General features: G+C 71.0%; 22 protein-coding genes. 8 read left to right on the forward strand and 14 right to left on the reverse strand.

The window, feature by feature from the left end; translation table 11 throughout:
* Window positions 1-74: 74 nt before the first annotated feature.
* Window positions 75-647, reverse strand: a complete 573-nt coding sequence (locus ACNAW0_RS00785) for a hypothetical protein (protein WP_416285671.1) — start codon at window positions 645-647, stop codon at window positions 75-77.
* A gap of 561 nt (window positions 648-1,208) precedes the next feature.
* Between ACNAW0_RS00785 and ACNAW0_RS00790 the strand changes: the two genes are divergently transcribed.
* Entirely contained in the window at window positions 1,209-1,469 is a 261-nt protein-coding gene (locus ACNAW0_RS00790; RefSeq protein WP_416285719.1) for a hypothetical protein, read from the forward strand.
* A gap of 130 nt (window positions 1,470-1,599) precedes the next feature.
* Here ACNAW0_RS00790 and ACNAW0_RS00795 read toward each other — a convergent pair whose 3' ends face one another.
* A complete protein-coding gene (locus ACNAW0_RS00795) occupies window positions 1,600-2,361 on the reverse strand; it encodes a phosphopantetheine-binding protein (RefSeq protein ID WP_416285672.1) in 762 nt (253 codons plus the stop codon).
* Between the two features lie 49 nt (window positions 2,362-2,410).
* On the opposite strand from ACNAW0_RS00795, the gene ACNAW0_RS00800 reads away from it, so the two are divergent.
* The gene (locus ACNAW0_RS00800) at window positions 2,411-3,133 is read left to right on the forward strand and encodes a class I SAM-dependent methyltransferase (RefSeq protein WP_416285673.1); all 723 of its coding nucleotides are present in this window, start codon (window positions 2,411-2,413) and stop codon (window positions 3,131-3,133) included.
* 82 nt (window positions 3,134-3,215) lie between these two features.
* Here ACNAW0_RS00800 and ACNAW0_RS00805 read toward each other — a convergent pair whose 3' ends face one another.
* Entirely contained in the window at window positions 3,216-3,404 is a 189-nt protein-coding gene (locus ACNAW0_RS00805; RefSeq protein ID WP_416285674.1) for a hypothetical protein, read from the reverse strand.
* A gap of 131 nt (window positions 3,405-3,535) precedes the next feature.
* On the opposite strand from ACNAW0_RS00805, the gene rpmF reads away from it, so the two are divergent.
* The 3 genes from rpmF to ACNAW0_RS00820 all read left to right on the forward strand — a co-directional run bounded on the left by rpmF (window position 3,536) and on the right by ACNAW0_RS00820 (window position 5,617).
* On the forward strand, window positions 3,536-3,715 hold the full coding sequence (rpmF, locus tag ACNAW0_RS00810; RefSeq protein ID WP_416285675.1) for a 50S ribosomal protein L32: 180 nt from the start codon (window positions 3,536-3,538) through the stop codon (window positions 3,713-3,715).
* Entirely contained in the window at window positions 3,712-4,950 is a 1,239-nt protein-coding gene (locus tag ACNAW0_RS00815) for a GTP-binding protein (RefSeq protein ID WP_416285676.1), read from the forward strand. Before rpmF ends, ACNAW0_RS00815 begins: the two co-directional genes overlap by 4 nt.
* Window positions 4,951-5,158: 208 nt before the next feature.
* Window positions 5,159-5,617 carry a class I SAM-dependent methyltransferase gene (locus ACNAW0_RS00820; protein WP_416285677.1) on the forward strand — a complete coding sequence of 153 codons (459 nt, stop codon included), beginning with the start codon at window positions 5,159-5,161 and terminating at the stop codon, window positions 5,615-5,617.
* A 208-nt stretch (window positions 5,618-5,825) separates the two neighbouring features.
* Here ACNAW0_RS00820 and ACNAW0_RS00825 read toward each other — a convergent pair whose 3' ends face one another.
* From ACNAW0_RS00825 to ACNAW0_RS00840, 4 genes are all read right to left on the reverse strand, one after another.
* Window positions 5,826-6,062, reverse strand: coding sequence for a transcriptional repressor (locus ACNAW0_RS00825; RefSeq protein ID WP_416285678.1), 237 nt, complete (start codon window positions 6,060-6,062; stop codon window positions 5,826-5,828).
* A 410-nt stretch (window positions 6,063-6,472) separates the two neighbouring features.
* On the reverse strand, window positions 6,473-6,823 hold the full coding sequence (locus ACNAW0_RS00830) for a methyltransferase domain-containing protein (protein ID WP_416285679.1): 351 nt from the start codon (window positions 6,821-6,823) through the stop codon (window positions 6,473-6,475).
* A gap of 144 nt (window positions 6,824-6,967) precedes the next feature.
* Window positions 6,968-7,231: a type B 50S ribosomal protein L31 gene (locus ACNAW0_RS00835; RefSeq protein WP_416285680.1), complete on the reverse strand. Its 264-nt coding sequence runs from the start codon at window positions 7,229-7,231 to the stop codon at window positions 6,968-6,970.
* Window positions 7,228-8,520, reverse strand: a complete 1,293-nt coding sequence (locus ACNAW0_RS00840; RefSeq protein ID WP_416285681.1) for a CobW family GTP-binding protein — start codon at window positions 8,518-8,520, stop codon at window positions 7,228-7,230. Before ACNAW0_RS00840 ends, ACNAW0_RS00835 begins: the two co-directional genes overlap by 4 nt.
* Window positions 8,521-9,014: 494 nt before the next feature.
* On the opposite strand from ACNAW0_RS00840, the gene rpmB reads away from it, so the two are divergent.
* The 3 genes from rpmB to rpsN are packed head-to-tail and all read left to right on the forward strand — an operon-like array spanning window position 9,015 to window position 9,725.
* Window positions 9,015-9,251 carry a 50S ribosomal protein L28 gene (rpmB, locus tag ACNAW0_RS00845; RefSeq protein WP_416285682.1) on the forward strand — a complete coding sequence of 79 codons (237 nt, stop codon included), beginning with the start codon at window positions 9,015-9,017 and terminating at the stop codon, window positions 9,249-9,251.
* A complete protein-coding gene (gene rpmG / locus ACNAW0_RS00850; protein ID WP_013287204.1) occupies window positions 9,251-9,418 on the forward strand; it encodes a 50S ribosomal protein L33 in 168 nt (55 codons plus the stop codon). The genes rpmB and rpmG overlap by 1 nt, the downstream gene beginning before the upstream one ends.
* 1 nt (window position 9,419) lies before the next feature.
* Window positions 9,420-9,725 (forward strand): 30S ribosomal protein S14, encoded by a 306-nt coding sequence (rpsN, locus tag ACNAW0_RS00855; RefSeq protein ID WP_416285683.1) that lies wholly within the window; start codon window positions 9,420-9,422, stop codon window positions 9,723-9,725.
* Between the two features lie 407 nt (window positions 9,726-10,132).
* Here the strand turns inward: rpsN and ACNAW0_RS00860 are convergent, their stop codons facing one another.
* From ACNAW0_RS00860 to ACNAW0_RS00890, 7 genes are all read right to left on the reverse strand, one after another.
* Window positions 10,133-10,417, reverse strand: coding sequence for an ArsR/SmtB family transcription factor (locus tag ACNAW0_RS00860; RefSeq protein ID WP_416285684.1), 285 nt, complete (start codon window positions 10,415-10,417; stop codon window positions 10,133-10,135).
* Entirely contained in the window at window positions 10,414-11,244 is an 831-nt protein-coding gene (locus ACNAW0_RS00865) for a metal ABC transporter permease (protein ID WP_416285685.1), read from the reverse strand. Before ACNAW0_RS00865 ends, ACNAW0_RS00860 begins: the two co-directional genes overlap by 4 nt.
* Complete coding sequence (locus tag ACNAW0_RS00870) at window positions 11,241-12,110, reverse strand: metal ABC transporter permease (protein WP_416285686.1); 870 nt, start codon at window positions 12,108-12,110, stop codon at window positions 11,241-11,243. Before ACNAW0_RS00870 ends, ACNAW0_RS00865 begins: the two co-directional genes overlap by 4 nt.
* A 4-nt stretch (window positions 12,111-12,114) precedes the next feature.
* A complete protein-coding gene (locus tag ACNAW0_RS00875; protein WP_416285687.1) occupies window positions 12,115-12,885 on the reverse strand; it encodes a metal ABC transporter ATP-binding protein in 771 nt (256 codons plus the stop codon).
* Window positions 12,878-13,828 (reverse strand): metal ABC transporter substrate-binding protein, encoded by a 951-nt coding sequence (locus ACNAW0_RS00880; protein WP_416285688.1) that lies wholly within the window; start codon window positions 13,826-13,828, stop codon window positions 12,878-12,880. The genes ACNAW0_RS00875 and ACNAW0_RS00880 overlap by 8 nt, the downstream gene beginning before the upstream one ends.
* Before the next feature lie 102 nt (window positions 13,829-13,930).
* On the reverse strand, window positions 13,931-14,653 hold the full coding sequence (locus ACNAW0_RS00885; protein ID WP_416285689.1) for a TIGR03943 family putative permease subunit: 723 nt from the start codon (window positions 14,651-14,653) through the stop codon (window positions 13,931-13,933).
* On the reverse strand, window positions 14,650-15,711 hold the full coding sequence (locus ACNAW0_RS00890; protein WP_416285690.1) for a permease: 1,062 nt from the start codon (window positions 15,709-15,711) through the stop codon (window positions 14,650-14,652). Before ACNAW0_RS00890 ends, ACNAW0_RS00885 begins: the two co-directional genes overlap by 4 nt.
* Between the last annotated feature and the right edge of the window lie 303 nt (window positions 15,712-16,014).

Genomic DNA, 16,014 nt, shown 5'->3' on the forward strand with positions numbered 1-16,014 from the left:
GCACACATCGAAGATCAGGGCTCTCGGCGCCACGCGCTGAAGCCGGGCGGCGATGACCAGGGCGGCGATCCGTCTCAGCCGCCGGAGCCTTCGGCGGCGCTATCTGGCGTGAAAGCACCCTCCGCATCGCCAGCGTTTAGGTAGACGTGTTGGTGGCCCCGGCCGGCATCGATATTGATCTGGTCAAGCTGGGCCGCGGCAATCGACCATGTGACCGACGCGAGGGCCGATTGCCGCGCCGCCAGCGCCAACTGGTTCTTACGTACGGGGGCGGGGCTGGTGACGGCCAAGGCGACACAGTCGACCGCGATGGCGCCCTGATCCACCGCGCTTCTGAGGCCGCCACGGGCCACGTTGGTTGCGGTCATGCCCGACGGTGCGTCGTCGAACTGTTCGGTTAGCTGGCGCATGGTCTGCTGCCACTGGTGGACCTGAGATGCCTCGGGCGTCCGTCCGGCGTCCGTGTCCTGCTTGATGGCGAGAACGATTGGCGAGAGCTGGTCGGCTGTTTCGCGGGCCATCTCGGTGAGTTCGATGATCTGCTGGACGTCGCGCTTGGCGTTGGCTTCGCGCATCTGGGCAATGTCTGCTTCGGTCGGGCTTGGCTGGCCCACGGCGAATCCGATCAGTCCGCCGACCAGGCCCACAGCCAATGCCGCTGCGGCAGCGCCCGCGCCCGTCTTTGTCGTGGGTCGCTGTCGGGCAGGTGAGGCCAGGAGGTAGGAGGGTCTTCCGGTTCGACGGGACATGGCATCCCTCGCATCGATGGTCGTTTGGCTCGGAGCGTAAGTCCTCCGACCACGCCCAGTCGATAGTTCTGCTCACGGAATACAAAGTTTCATCCGTCCACACGAAAGCTGCCCGGCGGGAGGCGGACAGGACGCACAGCAGTCGGGCGATCAGGAGCGTTGGCTCGCTCTTCAGCCTGACGCCACAGTGGCCGGTGGCGGGGTAAGCGTGGCCTCGTATGGCGACAGCTGGTGCTCGGGCCCAGCCCCGGTTGCCCGACCGGTGCAGGGGCTCAACGGCCCACAGTGCTCACGGGTGTGCCGGTTCGGATGGAAATCGGATCTGGAAGCGGCTCGTGGGGTTGGGCTGACGTCTGATGCCGATCACGTCCGGTTGGGGCGGATCGCCGGCGAGTTCGTCACGGCGGGCCTGGATGACGGCGGGAAGCGGGCAAAACGCTGCGTTGCCGACAGGTTCAGCTGACCGGCTTCATCGCTCCCGGGCCGGACGGGCAGCCCATGCTTGCCCGCATCATCCTCGGTTGCTGCGCTGCCGACGGCATACCCGTCAAGATCGGCCTCAGTGGCGATGTGCCCCGTCTGCCCGCCGACAGTTGGGTGCAGGTCGTCGGCCGGTGGGTTCCGCGGACTGCCAAGGACCCCGTCAATGGGTTCGACATCCCGTACCTGGAGGTGGACACCTGGCAGAAGATCGCGCCACCCAAGGACCCGTACGAGTAGGGCGCGCCGGAGGCCGTCGGGGCGTTCGAGCCACAGATATGCCCATGGACGCCCCGCCAGGCCGAGGACTGCGACGAGGCCGTTCATCCTCGTTGCGGAGCTATTGGCGTGGCAGTCGGCCAAGGGGTTGTCAGCGAAGTGGGACGGGTAGGCCGGCGCGAAACAGGCCCAGTTCGAGCCAGACGGCGGCGCGTACGCCGTCGACGGTGGCCTGGCTGACGAGGGTGAGCGCCAGACGAGCGTCGGGGTCCGGGTCGCCACGCAGGTCGAGCACGTGCAGCGGCGGAACCGCGCCGGGATGCTCGAGTGGCAGCACGTGCTGGTGGCCTGCCGGCGTGACCCGGGCCCGCAGGGTGGGCTGGTGGGCGGCCAGGCGCTGCAGCGCGTCGCGCAGCGCCTCCGGCGCCTCGTCGGGGTCGACGTCGGTCAGGGCGAGGTCCAGGTAGTAGTGCGCGGAGTCGTAGGACAGCTCCCAGCCGTCCTGCTGGCCGACGAAGTAGCCCTGCTGCAGCGGAAGCAGCGGGAACGGCGCTGCCGGGTCGGCGCGGCGACGCAGGTCTACGGGCAGGGGCCGGTCGCCGATCATGGTGCCGGCGGCGCGGCTGGCGACCAGGGCGGCCAGTTCGGTGAGCGTGGTGTCGACGCGTACGTCGGACAGGGCGAGCTGCACGCCGAGGCGCCGGCGCACCAGCGCGGACATCCGTACGGCCAGCAGGGAATCGCCGCCCAGACGCAGGAAGCTGACGTACGGGGCCAGCGCGTCGGGGGCGATGCCGAGCAGTTTGGCCAAGATGCCGGCCAGCACGGTGGTCTGGTCGTGCTCGGTGGGGGCGGCGGTCGGGGTGAATGTTATGGGCGTCGCAGCCTCCAGCGGTGATGGCCGGCGTGTCACCCCGGCAGCCTAGTCGAAAATGAGAACGGTTTCCACTAACCTGGCAGGCATGAAAGATGGGTACGAAGTCTCCGGGGAGTTCATCGACGTCCTGAGTGGACCGGCGTGGCAGGTGCTCCGCGATCCGGTGCGGGCAGCACTGCGCGGTGTCGATCCCGAGCACGGGCCGGTGCTCGACGTCGGCGCCGGCACCGGCCTCGGTACGCAGATACTGGCTGACGCCTGCCCCGCCGCGACGGTGCTGGCCGTGGAGCCGTCGCCGGTCCTGCGCGCGGTGCTGCTGTCCCGCGTCGCCGCCGACGCGGACCTGCGCGATCGGGTCACCGTGCTGGCCGACGACGCACTCGGCGCGCCGCTACCCGAGCGGCTCGGCGCGGTGCTCGCGGCCAACATGATCGGACACCTGCCCCCGCAGGAACGGCGCGAATTCTGGCACCGGGTCGCCGCGCGCCTGGCACCCGGCGCGCCCCTGGTGGTCAACCTCCAGCCGCCGGCCGAGCTGGCGGTGGTCGGGTTCACCACCTTCGGCGCGGTGCGCATCGGCCGGTACACCTATGAGGGCGGTGGCGCCGCCGAGCCGGTCGGGGCCCACACGGTCACCTGGCGGATGAGCTACCGAGTGCTCGACGCCGGCGTAGTGCTGCGGGAACACACCGTCGACTATCTCTGGCACGTACTGTCGGAGCACGACCTGAGGGCCGAGTTGGCCGAGGCGGAGCTGCGCGCCGAGGTTGGCCCCATGGGTGTGGTGCGTGCCGTACGTGCCGGGTGAGGCAGCGGGACCGCGACGGCCGGTGGCGGCAGAGCACCGGCGGCTAACCGGGCCGCCAGGAAGACGTGCTGACCGAAGGCACTCAGCGGATCGTCGGGGTGCGGCAGGTCCAGCACGCCGGTGACCCGGCGGCGGACAGTTGCGCCAGCCAGTGGGTGCGGGTGAGGAAGATCCGATCAGTGCCAGCGCGTAGGTCGCCGCTGCCGGCCGCCGGGCTGCCCGGGCGGGCGGCGGCGGGGCGGCTGCGCCGGCCGAGGGCCTGGTGTCGCATGCCTCGGGATGGAGCCAGGGCCGGTGGAGGAACTCATGGAGCCCGGGGACCCGCCGTCGAGGACTTTAACGAAAACCGTTATCGTTTGCGGGTCCTGTCAGGCCCGGTCCGACAACTGAAGGAGACCTGCTGTGGCCGTACCGAAGCGGAAGACGTCGAGATCGAACACCCGGCACCGGCGGGCGCGGTGGAAGGCCCAGGTGCCGCAGCTCACCCCGTGCCCGTGTCCGCGCAAGGAGATGGTGGTACCGCACCGGGCCTGCGCGCACTGCGGGCTCTACAAGGGACGTCAGGTTGTGGACCAACCGTGACCGGGCGCCTGCCGGTGACCGTGCTCTCCGGCTTCCTCGGGGCCGGCAAGACCAGCCTGCTCAACCACGTCCTGGCCAATCGGGACGGGCTGCGGGTCGCAGTGATCGTCAACGACATGAGCGAGGTCAACATCGACGCCTCGCTCGTCCGTGACGGTGGGGCATTGTCGCGGACCGAGGAGCGGCTGGTGGAGTTGACCAACGGCTGCATCTGCTGCACCCTGCGCGACGACCTGCTCGACGAGGTCGCGCGGCTGGCCCGACAAGGCCGGTTCGACTACCTGCTGATCGAGTCCAGCGGCATCTCCGAACCGATGCCAGTGGCCGCCACGTTCGCCTTCGGCGTCGAGGACGGGCAGGTGCTCGACGACCTCGCCCGGCTGGACACCACCGTCACCGTGGTGGACGCCGCCGGGCTGCTGGCCCGTATCGAGGCGGGGGAGACCCTCGAACAGCGCGGGCTGGCCGCGTACGAGGGTGACGACCGGAGCATCGCCGACCTGCTGGTCGACCAGATCGAGTTCGCCGATGTCCTGGTGGTCAACAAGACCGACCTGGTTGACCCGGACGACCTGGCGGTGGTGGAGGCGCTGCTGACCCGGCTCAACCCGGCCGCCCGGCAGATCCGGGCGACGCACGGCCGGGTGCCGCCGGTGGAGATTCTGAACACGGGCCGGTTCGACCTCGACCGCGCGGAAACCGCGCCGGGCTGGGTGGCGGAGCTCAACGGCGAGCATGTGCCGGAGACCGAGGAGTACGGCATCTCCAGCATCGTGTTTCGCGACCACCGGCCGTTCCACCCGCAGCGGCTGTGGGACCTGCTGGCCGGCGGCCTGGACGCCTTCGGGGTGGTGCGCTCCAAGGGGTTCCTGTGGCTGGCCAGCCGCCCGGACGTGCAGGCCCTGTGGTCCCAGGCCGGCCCATCGGGACGGTGTGACCCGGTCGGCGTACCGGTCGCGGTGTCCGGGGAATGGCCAGACGACCCGGACGAGCGGACCGAACTGGAGTCCCGCTGGCATCCCGTCTTCGGCGACCGGCAGCAGGAACTCGTTCTCATCGGAGTGGGCCTTGACGCCGACGGCCTGCGCGCGGCGCTCGCCGGCTGCCTGCTCGACGACGCCGAGATCACCGTCGGGGAGGACGCCTGGCGGGCACTGCCCGACCCGTTTCCCGAATGGGACCTCGGCGACCTGCACGACCACGATCGTCCAGAACCGACCACGGTGCCGGTCTGATGATGCCGACGATCCTCGCCCCGCAGAACGTCACCCGGTGGCGGCGCGACTGGGAAGCCATGATGCGCCACTACCAGCCGGGCCGGAAGGATCTCGTCACGGCTGGGCTGGACGCGGTCGACGCGCTGCTCGGCCGGCCGCCACAGCGCTCGATGTCGGTGGCGGACCGGGCACCACCGCCGACGCCATCCTCGCCCGCTGGTCCGACGTGCAGGTCACCGTGCTCGACGTCGATCCGGTGCTGCTGGCACTGGCCGACGCCGCCCTGCCCACTGGTACCCGCACGGTCTGCGCCGACATCGCCTCACCGGACTGGATGTCGCTCGCTGGTGGCCCGTTCGACCTGGTGCTGGCCATCATGACCGTGCACTACCTGCCAGAGCAGCGCCTGTGGGACTGGTACGCCGAGGCGCGGAAGGTGCTGCGCCCATACGGGCTGCTCCTGGTGGCCGACAAATGCGCTGCTGGCCCTGCCGGCGTCCGAGCGCATACCGTAATCGCCGCCTCGTCGAACTCCACAGGCGTTACGGCGGTGCTCCGCGACGGCCACCGTGCTGCGCTGCCGCGCCGGAAACCGGAGCGACGGACGTCGGTTGCGCCGGTGGAGCCGTATCAGGTGGATGAGGTCGTCACCCTGAGCCGGCAGTACGACCGGCGGCCGGACTGACGGCGCCGTGCCGGCTCTCAGAGACATTCGCCTGCGGCGAGCGGCACGGGGAGGCAGCGGTCGGCGACGGGGGCGCGGCGCAGCTCGCGCAGTAGCCGTGCAGGCCGATGCGATCGGGCGGGTGGCGAGGCTTCAATCGCCGCGTGCACGCCGGCGAGCCAGGTTTCCAGAAACTCCGTGGGGCATTCGGTGTCCGGCCGCAGCGGACTCAGAGCAGATGCTGACGGGAGGTGTCCGCGCAAGGCCGGTAAGCGTGCTCGCCGTCGACGTCGAAGGTGTGCGGCAGCCCGGCTTCGGCGAGTCGGTGCAGGACCCGGTGAACCGTGCCGAGGACGATCCGACGGCCGGCGCCGGTCAGGGCGGCGTGCACGGCCTGCGTGGTCATCGGCCGGGTCCGGCCGGCCAGCACCGCGAGGATGGCCTGCCGCTGCCGGGTAGCGCGCACGCCGCTGGCCCGCAGCCTGCCTCGTCCGCAGGCGGCGCGGTACTGGTCATCGCCGGTCAACCGCGCCGGCCGACGTGAACGCTGCGCGCCTCGAGGCCGCCCCGGTCGGCGCGGTGCCCCAGCCCGGCGGGGGGCGACGGGGTCGAGGAGCCGGTCCCAGGCGAGCAGATCCGCCGGTGAGCAGGCCCCTGCCCCACAGCCAGCCGACGCGGTCAGCGCGGCGATCCACGACCCGGCGCCGGGACTCCGGCAGCGGCGGCGACGGTTCGGTGAGGGTGGTGGCGGTCGTGGCCCGGTCCAGGCCGGCCCGCCGCGGCGCCTCACCCCACCTGTACGGCATGGGACGGCACTGAGTAGCGCGACGCGCATCCGGGCGAATCATCGGTCCTCCGTCACCTGCAGGCGCAGCTCTAGGCCAGGCTCTCCGACGCCGACGTCCCCGGCAGGTGGCGGGCGGGAAGACCGCCCTCGGCGAGGGCGAGCCGGCCGCCGGGAGCCAGGAGGCCGGTGAAGGCGTGGACGGCACCTTGCTGGGCGCCGAGGTGGTGCACCACGGCCGAGGCCCAGACGAGATCAGCCCGCACTCCGACGGCATTCCGAACAACGTCGGCGGTGTCGGAGACGTCGGCCCGCAGGACGTCGACATGCGCGTTTCGGCCCACTCGTCTCGGATCCGCTCGCGTGCGACGTGGAGGATCGCGGGTCCGGCGTTGACGGTGGATCCGGCCGCAGGCCATGTGGCGGGCCAGGGCGAGTGTCATGTCGGCGGCGCCACAACCGACGTCGCCGCGAGCCGGTCGCCGGGGGCGACCAGCTCGCGGGCGATGGCCTGGTACCAGGCCCGGTCGTCTACGACGGCGTCGGCGAGGCGGGGTGTGTGGCCGCTCAGTCGATACGCGCCGTGCTCATCGTGGTTGCTGTGGACCGCGGCGGGCGTACTTGGCGCGGAACTTCTCTACTCGGCCCTCAGTGTCGAGTAGGCGCTGCTTTCCGGTCCAGAAGGGGTGGCTGGCCGACGAGATCTGGACGTCGATGACGGGATAGGTGTTGCCGTCGGTCCACTCGATCGTCTGGTTGCTGGTGGCGGTGGAACGGGTGAGGAAGGCGAAGTCGGCGGCGCGGTCGCGGTAGACGACGGGCTTGTAGCTGGGGTGGATGTCGGGCTTCATGCAGGCTCTCCCTGGTTGTCGTTGTCGGTCTTGTCGAGGTCGGCGAGCGGGAAGCAGCCGGTGAACGGGTCGTCGTAGCTGCGCCAGGTGTCCTCGCCGTCGGCGAGTTCGGCGTCGGTGAGCAGGCAGCCGGCGAGGGTGCGGTGCAGGCCGGCGGGGTCGAAGTCGAGGCCGATGAAGACGAGGTGCTGGTGCCGGTCGCCGTAGTAGGGGTCCCAGTCGAGGGCGGCGGCGAGCCGGCGGTGGTCGGACACCTCGTCCCAGTACGGGTCGGGGAGGGCGGCCAGCCAGCGGCCGAGGGGGCCGAGGCTGAGGCCGCCGCCGGCGAAGTCCCAGGCGACCACCGTTTCGGGTTGGCTGGCCAGCCATAGGTGTCCTCGGGAGCGGATGACCTCGGCGTTGACCTCTTCGAGCACGTCGTGCAGCCGTCGGGGGTGGAACGGCCGGCGGGCGCGGAAGACCACCGACGTCACTCCGCAGTCGGGGTGTGGCTCGTGTACGCCGAGGGGGTAGCCCTCCAACCCCCGGGTCAGGACGCCGGGGGTCTCGGGGTGGTGGCGACGGGTGCCGCGCAGCTGTCGGGTCAGTGCGCCGGCGTCGATGGTGTCTCCGTCGACACGCACCTGCGTTGCCCACGGCACCATGCGCTCCAGCAGCACCGACAGCCGGCTCGTGTCGTACGCGCCGTCGCGGGACTGTCCCCACAGGACGAGGGTGTCGGCGAACTCGATCTGCCGCACGATGACGTCGGCCAGTGCCCGGTCGTCGTTGTCGGCGGCCTGGATGCCGAGGGTCTTGAGGTCGTCGGTGCTGGCCAGTCCGTCGAGCAGGTGCTCGGCGTCAACGACGGTGACGTACGAGTCGACGTGTAGCAGGTCGGCCAGCGGCGCGCCGTCGACGAGGCAGTGCGCGCAGACGGCGGCGACGGCCTCTGGCTCCACCACCTCGGGCAGCATTAGTACCAGGTCGCGGTGCGGGTGGGCGCGCGCCAGCCGGGCGAGGGTCGGCAGCACGTCCTCGCGCAGAGTGCAGGACACACAGCCGTGCGCGAGCGTGATGCGCTCGTCCTCCAGCACTCGCGAACTGTCGCGCACGATCCGGTGCACGGTGCCGGCACCGAGGCCGGCGAGATCCTGCCGGACCAGCAGCAGGGAAGGGTCCGCCACCAGCAGTGTGCGGGCGACGGCGTACGTCGCGGCGGGCCAGAAGCCACTGAGCACGGTCAACGACGGGCGGGCGTCGGCCGCCGGGGTTTCGGTGTCGGCCGGTGCGAGCGGGGACGTCGACATCACTGTCCTCTCGACTTAGTTGAAAACGGTTGTCATTATAGGCACGTGGGTGACGGTGAATGGCAGGCGGGGTCTTCTCGCATGAAGCGCTGGGGCGGCCCGGCGAGGCGGTCGCATGGTGGTCGCGGTGCGGGTGCCACTCCTCCGGGGTCTGGTCGACACCGACGTGGCCCACCGGCTGTGGCAGCCGAGCCGGCTCGCCTCCCCTGCGGGCCCGCGACTCCACCGGGCGTCCCGCTCTCGGCCGTTTGACCTGAGGCTCGCGCTGGCGCAGCTGCTCGACCATCTCCGGGCGTTCCGGTGTCGGCGCGTCGGCGTCCACGTGCACCGACTGCGCGCGAAGCTCGCCGCCGACCTGTCGGGCCGCATCGTGGTGTCGCCTCCGTGGGGTCGGTCGAGGTCGTTCGGGGGCCCCGGTTGGAGGTAGTCCAGTGGGCACGGTAAGAATGAAAACGATTATCGTTACGGTTGACCTCGTCCCTGGAGGAGTATCTGTGTCCCGTCGCTGTGATGTCACCGGCGCGAAGCCGAGCTTCGGCAACGCCGTGTCCCACTCCCACCGGCGCACCCGCCGCCGGTGGAACCCGAATCTGCAGAACCACCGCTACTGGCTGCCCTCGGAGCGGCGCTGGGTCCGCCTGACGCTGACCGCCAAGGCGCTGAAGACCGTGGACCGCAAGGGCATCGAAATGGTCGTCGCGGAGCTGCGCGCCCGGGGGGTGACGGTCTGATGGCCCGGCAGACCGACGTCCGCCCGATCGTCCGGCTGCGCAGCACCGCCGGCACCGGCTACACGTACGTCACTCGCAAGAACCGCCGCAACGACCCCGACCGGCTGGTGCTGCGCAAGTACGACCCGGTCGTCCGCCGGCACGTCGAGTTCCGCGAGGCGCGCTGATATGGCCCGGAAGAGCCTCGCCAACCGACAGGCCCGCCGCGCCGATCTAGTCACTCGCCACGTGCAGCGCCGCGCCGAGCTGAAGCGGACCATCGCCCACCCGGACACCGCCCCGGCGGTACGGGACGACGCCGTCCGCCAACTGGCGCAGCTGCCCCGCGACTCCAGCCCGGTGCGGCTGCGCAACCGGGACGTCATCGACGGCCGACCGCGAGGTGTACTGACCCGCTTCGGATTGTCGCGGGTGCGGTTCCGGGAGATGGCGCTGCGGGGCGAGCTGCCGGGGATCCGCAAGGCGTCCTGGTGACGACGCCAACCACCGCGCCGGCATCCGAATCGACGACGTCGGCATGCCCGACGGACGCGGGTGCGAGAAGAGGAATGACCAGGCCGTAGGCCGCGAGACATGGCGGAGCTCGTCGCCTGGAGAGGACGGCCGCCGGCGTCTCGTTCGCGCCGGCGGCCGCCCTCGATCGCCGGAGCATGCCGCCCATCACGGCGCCGCGGCCGGCTTGGCCGCGTTCCATGTCTTCCGCAACGCCCAGCCCGGGCTACGCACAGACCGAGGCTTCGGCAGCTCCACGGGGATTCGGCATGTTCGATGCGAGTCCATTGGGACAACCCCGACGCGGCGTGGCTCCTCGCCCGACAGGGCGAGGAGCCAGAACCGCATCAACAGTTCGTCCGCGTCGGGCCCGTCGACGCCCGGCACGCTCACGTGCAGTACTTGAGCACGTCCAAGACGAGCGAGATGGCGGGGACGCTGGTGAGCGTGTAGTGCATCCGGCCCTGCTGGCGGTAGCGGCGTACGAGGCGGGCGTGGCGCAGGTGCCGAAGCTGGTGCGACACGTGCGGCGCGGGTAGCTGCAGCAAGCCGCTGAGCTCGGTGACGCACGCGTCGGCTCGGGTGAGCTGCTGCAGGATGCGGATGCGCGCCGGGTGGGCGATGGTGCGTAGCAGCTCGCTGATCTCCTCGATCGAGGCGGACTCTGCGGTCACGACGCGGTGAGGAAGATCGTGCGGAACCCGTCGCGCAGGCGGTGCACCGCCAGCGACACGAGCAGGACGGCGGCGGCGGTCAGCGAGATGCTGCCACCGGCAGCGACATCCCAGAGCCGGGAGAACCACAGCCCCGCGGCGGCGCTGCCGGCACCGAGCGTGGCGGCGAGAGCGGTCATGGGGACGAGACGATCGGTCCAGGCGCGGGCGGCCGCGGCGGGGGCGACGATCAGCGCCAGGGCGAGGATGGTGCCGACGGCGGGCACGATCGCGACGACGACGAGGTCGACTAGCAGCAGGAGAGCGAGGTCGAGCAGCCGGACGCGGTACCCGGCGGCGTGGGCGCCGGCGGGATCGAAACCGGCGTACAGCAGGTGCCGGCCGCCGACGGCGAGCGTGGTGGCGGTGAGCGCCAGCAGGGCGACAATCACAATCAGGTTTTCGGTGGTGACGGTCAGGATCGAGCCGACGAGGAAGGCCGACAGGTCCCGGCTGAAACCGTTCTGAGTGGCGACCAACGCGACGCCGAGCGCGAAGCCGGCGGAGAGGATCACTCCGGTTGCGGCGGTGGCCTCTTGACCGCGGGTACGCATCAGCGCGGTGACGGCGGCAGCGGTCAGCAGCCCGGCGACCACGCCACCGAGGTAGATGTTGAATCCAAGGATGGATGCGGCGACCACGCCGGGGAAGGTGGCGTGGGCCATGGTCATGGTGAAGAACGACAGCCGGCGCAGCACGACGTGCACGCCGACCAGCCCGGTGAGCATCCCTACGGCGACGGCTTCGACCAGGGCGCGGCCGAAGGCGTCCTGCAGCAGCCAGCTCACCGGGTCACCGTCGCGGCGGGCGGGTGCGGCCGGCGGCGGAGGTGGCCGGCGAGCAGGGCGAGCAGGTAGCAGGCCACGAGGGTGAGCACCACCGCGGCGGCGGAGGTGAGCCGGATGCCGTAGCGGACGGAGGCGGTCCAGCTGGCCAGCAGGCCCAGGTAGGCGGCAAGGCCGGTGACGGCGGTGGCGATCACGGCCATGGCGATGAGCCGGTCGGTCAGCAGGCGCGCCGTGGCGGCCGGCACGATGAGCAGGGCGATCACCAGGATCGTACCGACGGCCTGCACAGCGGCGACGACGACCAGCGCGACGGCCGTGTTGAGCCCGAGATCCAGCAGGGTGAGGCGGTACCCGGCGGTGGCGGCGGCGATGGGGTCGAAGGCCCGCAGGACCAGCGGCCGGGCGGCGACGGCGAGGCCGGTGAGCACGATCGCGGCCAACACGGCCGTCTGCGCGAGCTGAGCGGGGCTGACGGTGAGTAGCCGGCCGAACAGGAACGCGGTCAGGTCGCTGGTGTAGGAGTGTCGACGGGATACGAGCATCACGCCGAGAGAGAACATGGCGGTCAGCAGCACGGCCACCGTGGTGTCGTCGCTGAGCCGCCCCCAGCGGGTGAGCACGGTGAGCGCGACCGCGGTGAGCAGGGCGGCGACGAGCGCGCCGCCGGCGATGCCGGTCCAGCCGGCGACGAGGAAGCCGATGACCACGCCGGGGAAGACGGTGTGGGTCAGCGCGTCGGCGACGAAGGCCAGCCTGCGCAGGAACACCAGCACGCTGACTGGCCCGCACACCACGGCGAGCAGGAGCAGTTCGGCGAGGGCGCGGCCCATGAACGGCACGCTGAACGGGGCGACGATGCCACTCATTCCGTCACCGTCCGTGCCGCGCGGTGTGCAGGTCGGGGGCCTGGCTGCCGTAGCCGTAGGCGCCGGGAAGCTCTGCGAGGATCCGTCCGGTGGGGCCGGTGACGGCGCGGCCGTCGTGGATGAGGCAGGCGGTGTCGGCGAGGCCGCGGGCCAGGCGCAGGTCGTGGGTGCTGAGCAGCATGGCGGTGCCGGCGGCGGCGAGGTCCCGCAGTTGCGTCACGATGACGTCCTGGCTGGTGACGTCGAGACCGTTGAAGGGCTCGTCCATCAGCATCAGTCCGGCCTGGGCGGCGATGGCGCGGGCGAGCAGGACCCGTTGGCGTTGGCCTCCGGAGAGCAGCCCGAAGCGGGTGCGTGCGCAGTCGGCCAGCCCGACTCGGGCCAGCGCGTCCACGGCGATGGTGCGGTCGGCCGGACGGATCTGCCGTAGCCAGCGGGTGGGCCGGTAGCGGCCCATGAGCACGACCTCGGCGGCGGTGACGGGGAAGTCCGCGTCGAGGGTGTCGACCTGCGGCACGTAGGCGGCCGTGCCACGCGCCTGCCGCGCCGGCCGTCCGGCGACGGTGATCGCGCCGGCGACGATGTCGGCGAGCCCGACGACGGCCTTGATGAGGGTGGACTTGCCGGCGCCGTTGGCACCGACGAGGGCGACGATCTGGCCGGGCTCCACCGTGAGATTCACGTCGGTGAGGACGGCGCGGCGCCGGTAGCCGACGTCGGCCTGCGCGAGGTGCAGGGCGGAATCGGCTACCGGCGCGGCGGTGGGCTCAGCCACCGAGGGCTGCCACGATGGTGTCGGTGTTGTGTTCTTCGGCACCGAGGTAGGTGCCCTGGGGGGTGCCTTCGGGGCCGAGGCTGTCGCCGTAGAGGGCGTCCTCTCCGCCGACCACCTTCACGCCTGCCTGCCGGGCGATCGCCTCGGCGGCCTTGGGCGGCAGGGAACTCTCGCTGAAGATCGCCTTGGTGCCGCTGGCCTTGATCTTAGCCACCAGGTCGTTGATCTGGGTGGCGGACAGTTCGGCGCTGGTGTCCAGGCTGGGGGTCACCGCGCCGACGAACTGCAGCTGGTAGCGGTCGATGTAGTAGCCGAACGCGTCGTGGTTGGTGACCAGCTTGCGGTCGCCCGCTGGCAGGGCGGCGAACTTGCGCTCGTTGTCCGCGTCGAGCTTGTCCAGCTTCGCCGCGTACGTCTGGAAGTTTGCGCGGTAGGCGTCGGCGTGGCCGGGGTCGGCGGTGATGAGGGCCTTCTCGATGTTCTCCGCCATGATCTTGGCGTTGCGGGGGTTGTGCCAGATGTGCGGGTCGCCGTCCTTCGTCTCTTCGTCGCCGGGGTCGCCCTTGCGCAGGGCCACTCCCTGCGAGGTGTCGACGACCGTGCCCTTGAAGCCGGCCGAGGAGATGGTGTCGTCGAGCCATTCCTCGAGTCCGACGCCGTTCTTGATCACCAGCTTTGCCGCGCCGATCGCCTGGATGTCGGCGGGGGTGGGCTCGTAGTCGTGGGGGTCCACGTTCGGCTTGATGATCTGGGTGACGCTGACGGCGTCGCCGCCGACGTTGCGCGTGAAATCGGCGACCTCGGGCGTCGTGGCGATCACCGCGACAGTGCCGCTCTTCGCCGCCGTCGCGGTGCCGGTGCCGGTGTTGGCACCGCAGCCGGCGGCGGCGCCGATCGCCGCAATCGCCAGGACGGTGCCGAGCGTACGGATGGATAGGGTCACAAACGCTCCTTGCTCATTGGATGAGCGGAACGGTAGTCATTTCCAATAAGCGCGTCTAGCTGTCAGGTGCTCATATCAACACCCGTGCAACCATCGCCGGTCCTACTCGTACGGCTCGGCGGGCGCGGGGATCTGCTGCCAGGTCTCCACCTGGAAGTAGGGGACGTCGGCGTCGTTGACCGGGTCCTTGGCGGCGTGTGGGATCCACCGGCCTGTGGCCTGCACCCAGGTGTCGGCCGGCATCCGTGGAATGTTGCCCCGCAGGCCGACCTTGACGGGTACGCCGTCGGCAGCGCAGCAGGACAGCACGATGCGGGCGAGCATGGGCTGGCCGTCGGGCCCGGGGGCGAGGAAGCCGGTCAACTGGATGCGGCGGTCCTGCAGGGTCCGGCCGTGGTCGTAGACGGCCCGGTAGCCATAGTTGAGGAGGGTGAGCTCGGCCGGGTCGCCCGGCGGCAGGGGCGGGTAGGCGACGTCCCGGGTGTCGGTCAGGGCGGAGCCGGCGCGTGAGGCGGTGTCGGCGCCGAGTGCCGGCGGGACGACGAAGAGCAGGGCGAGCGCCGGCAGCAGCAGCAACCAGCCGACGGCCGGTCCCGAGCGGCCGTGCCCGTGCCCGTCGTCGTCCGGCCCGGCGTCGGGCCGGTTGAGATGTCGCAGATCCTGCAGGAGTGCCACGATCGCGGTGACGACCAGCAGCGTTCCGGCGGCGATGAGGAACGGTCGCAGTCCCTGTTTCACGTAGCGCAGGTACAGGTCGGTGATGCTGGCGCGCAGGATTGCGCCGCCAAGGAAGGCGAGCACCACCGCTTGGGTTCCACGACTCACCAGATCACCGTCCCGAGCGTGGCCGCAACGAGCACGGCGAGGGCGAAGGTGGCCGGTGCGAACCGGGCGGCGAACCGCCGGCCGAACATTCCGGCCTGCATGGACACGAGCTTCAGATCGACCATCGGGCCGACTACGAGGAACGCCAGCCGGGCGGTCAGGGAGAACTGGGACAGCGACGCGGCGACGAACGCGTCCGCCTCCGAGCAGATCGACAACAGCACCGCCAGGGCCGCCAGCGCCAGCACCGACAGCACCGGTCGGGCGGCCAGGTCGTGCAGGAGCTGCTGGGGTACGGCGACGTTGATAGTCGCCGCAGCCACGGCGCCCAGGGCGAGGAACCCGCCGGCGTGGATGACGTCGTGCCGGCAGGCGGTCCAGAAGGCCGTCATCCGGGGCAGCCCGTCGAGGTGGGCGCGATGCGGCAGGCGGATCCACTCGGTGCGGCCCAGCCGCAGCCACAACCATCCCATCAACAGGGCGACCACCAGACTCGCGCCGCCCCGGGCGGCGACCATCTCCGGGTTGCGGGGGAACGCGACCGCAGTGGCGGTGAGCACGATCGGATTGATCGCCGGCGCGGCGAGCAGGAACGCCAGCGCCGCGGCGGGAGTGACGCCGCGGCGGATCAGCGATCCCGCGATGGGCACCGACCCGCACTCGCAACCGGGTAGTACCACGCCCGCGACGCCGGCGACCGGAACAGCGAGGGCCGGGTGGCGGGGCAGGGCCCGCGCCCAGAATGAACGGGGTACGAACACCGCGATGACGGCTGACAGGACCACCCCGAAGACGAGGAACGGCGTCGCCTGCACCATCACCGACACGAAGACGGTCAGCCAGGTCTGCAGGCGCGGGTCCGCCACCAGCGCGCCGATCGGTCGGTGCAGGGTGCCGATGAGGATGAGCAGGAAGCACAGCACCTCGGTCGAGCCGACCGCCCGTTCTTTGTCGGGGGCACCAGGCTGGTCGTCTACGCCGGCTGGGGCGGCCGGCGTGACGGGGGCTGCTGGGTCAGTGGTGCTCAGGCGGATCACCTCTCCGATCGACCACAGCATCCTACTGTGATCGTCCAGTCACGGAGCGTCCGAAACGGGTGATCAGGTTGAGCTCGCCGAACACTTGTCGGCCGGCAGCGGGCGCGGCATTCACTGTGGCCGCCGGTAGCGGTGGCGCTCGCATCGTTGGCAGAGAATCACTGTGCCAGGTGCGGTGCCTGCGGCCAGGCGGGGGAGTCCCGGTAGACGACCTAGGCAATCGGCGCCGCCTAGCCGCCGACCTGCATCCAGGCGGGCGCCCCGTCAACCGCCTGGAGCCGCGACCCACGACTCCTCCATTCGCTGGACCACCGGCGCCGGGCG

Origin of the sequence: Micromonospora sp. SL1-18, assembly GCF_047921505.1 — a bacterium.
Taxonomy (GTDB): Bacteria; Actinomycetota; Actinomycetes; order Mycobacteriales; family Micromonosporaceae; genus Micromonospora.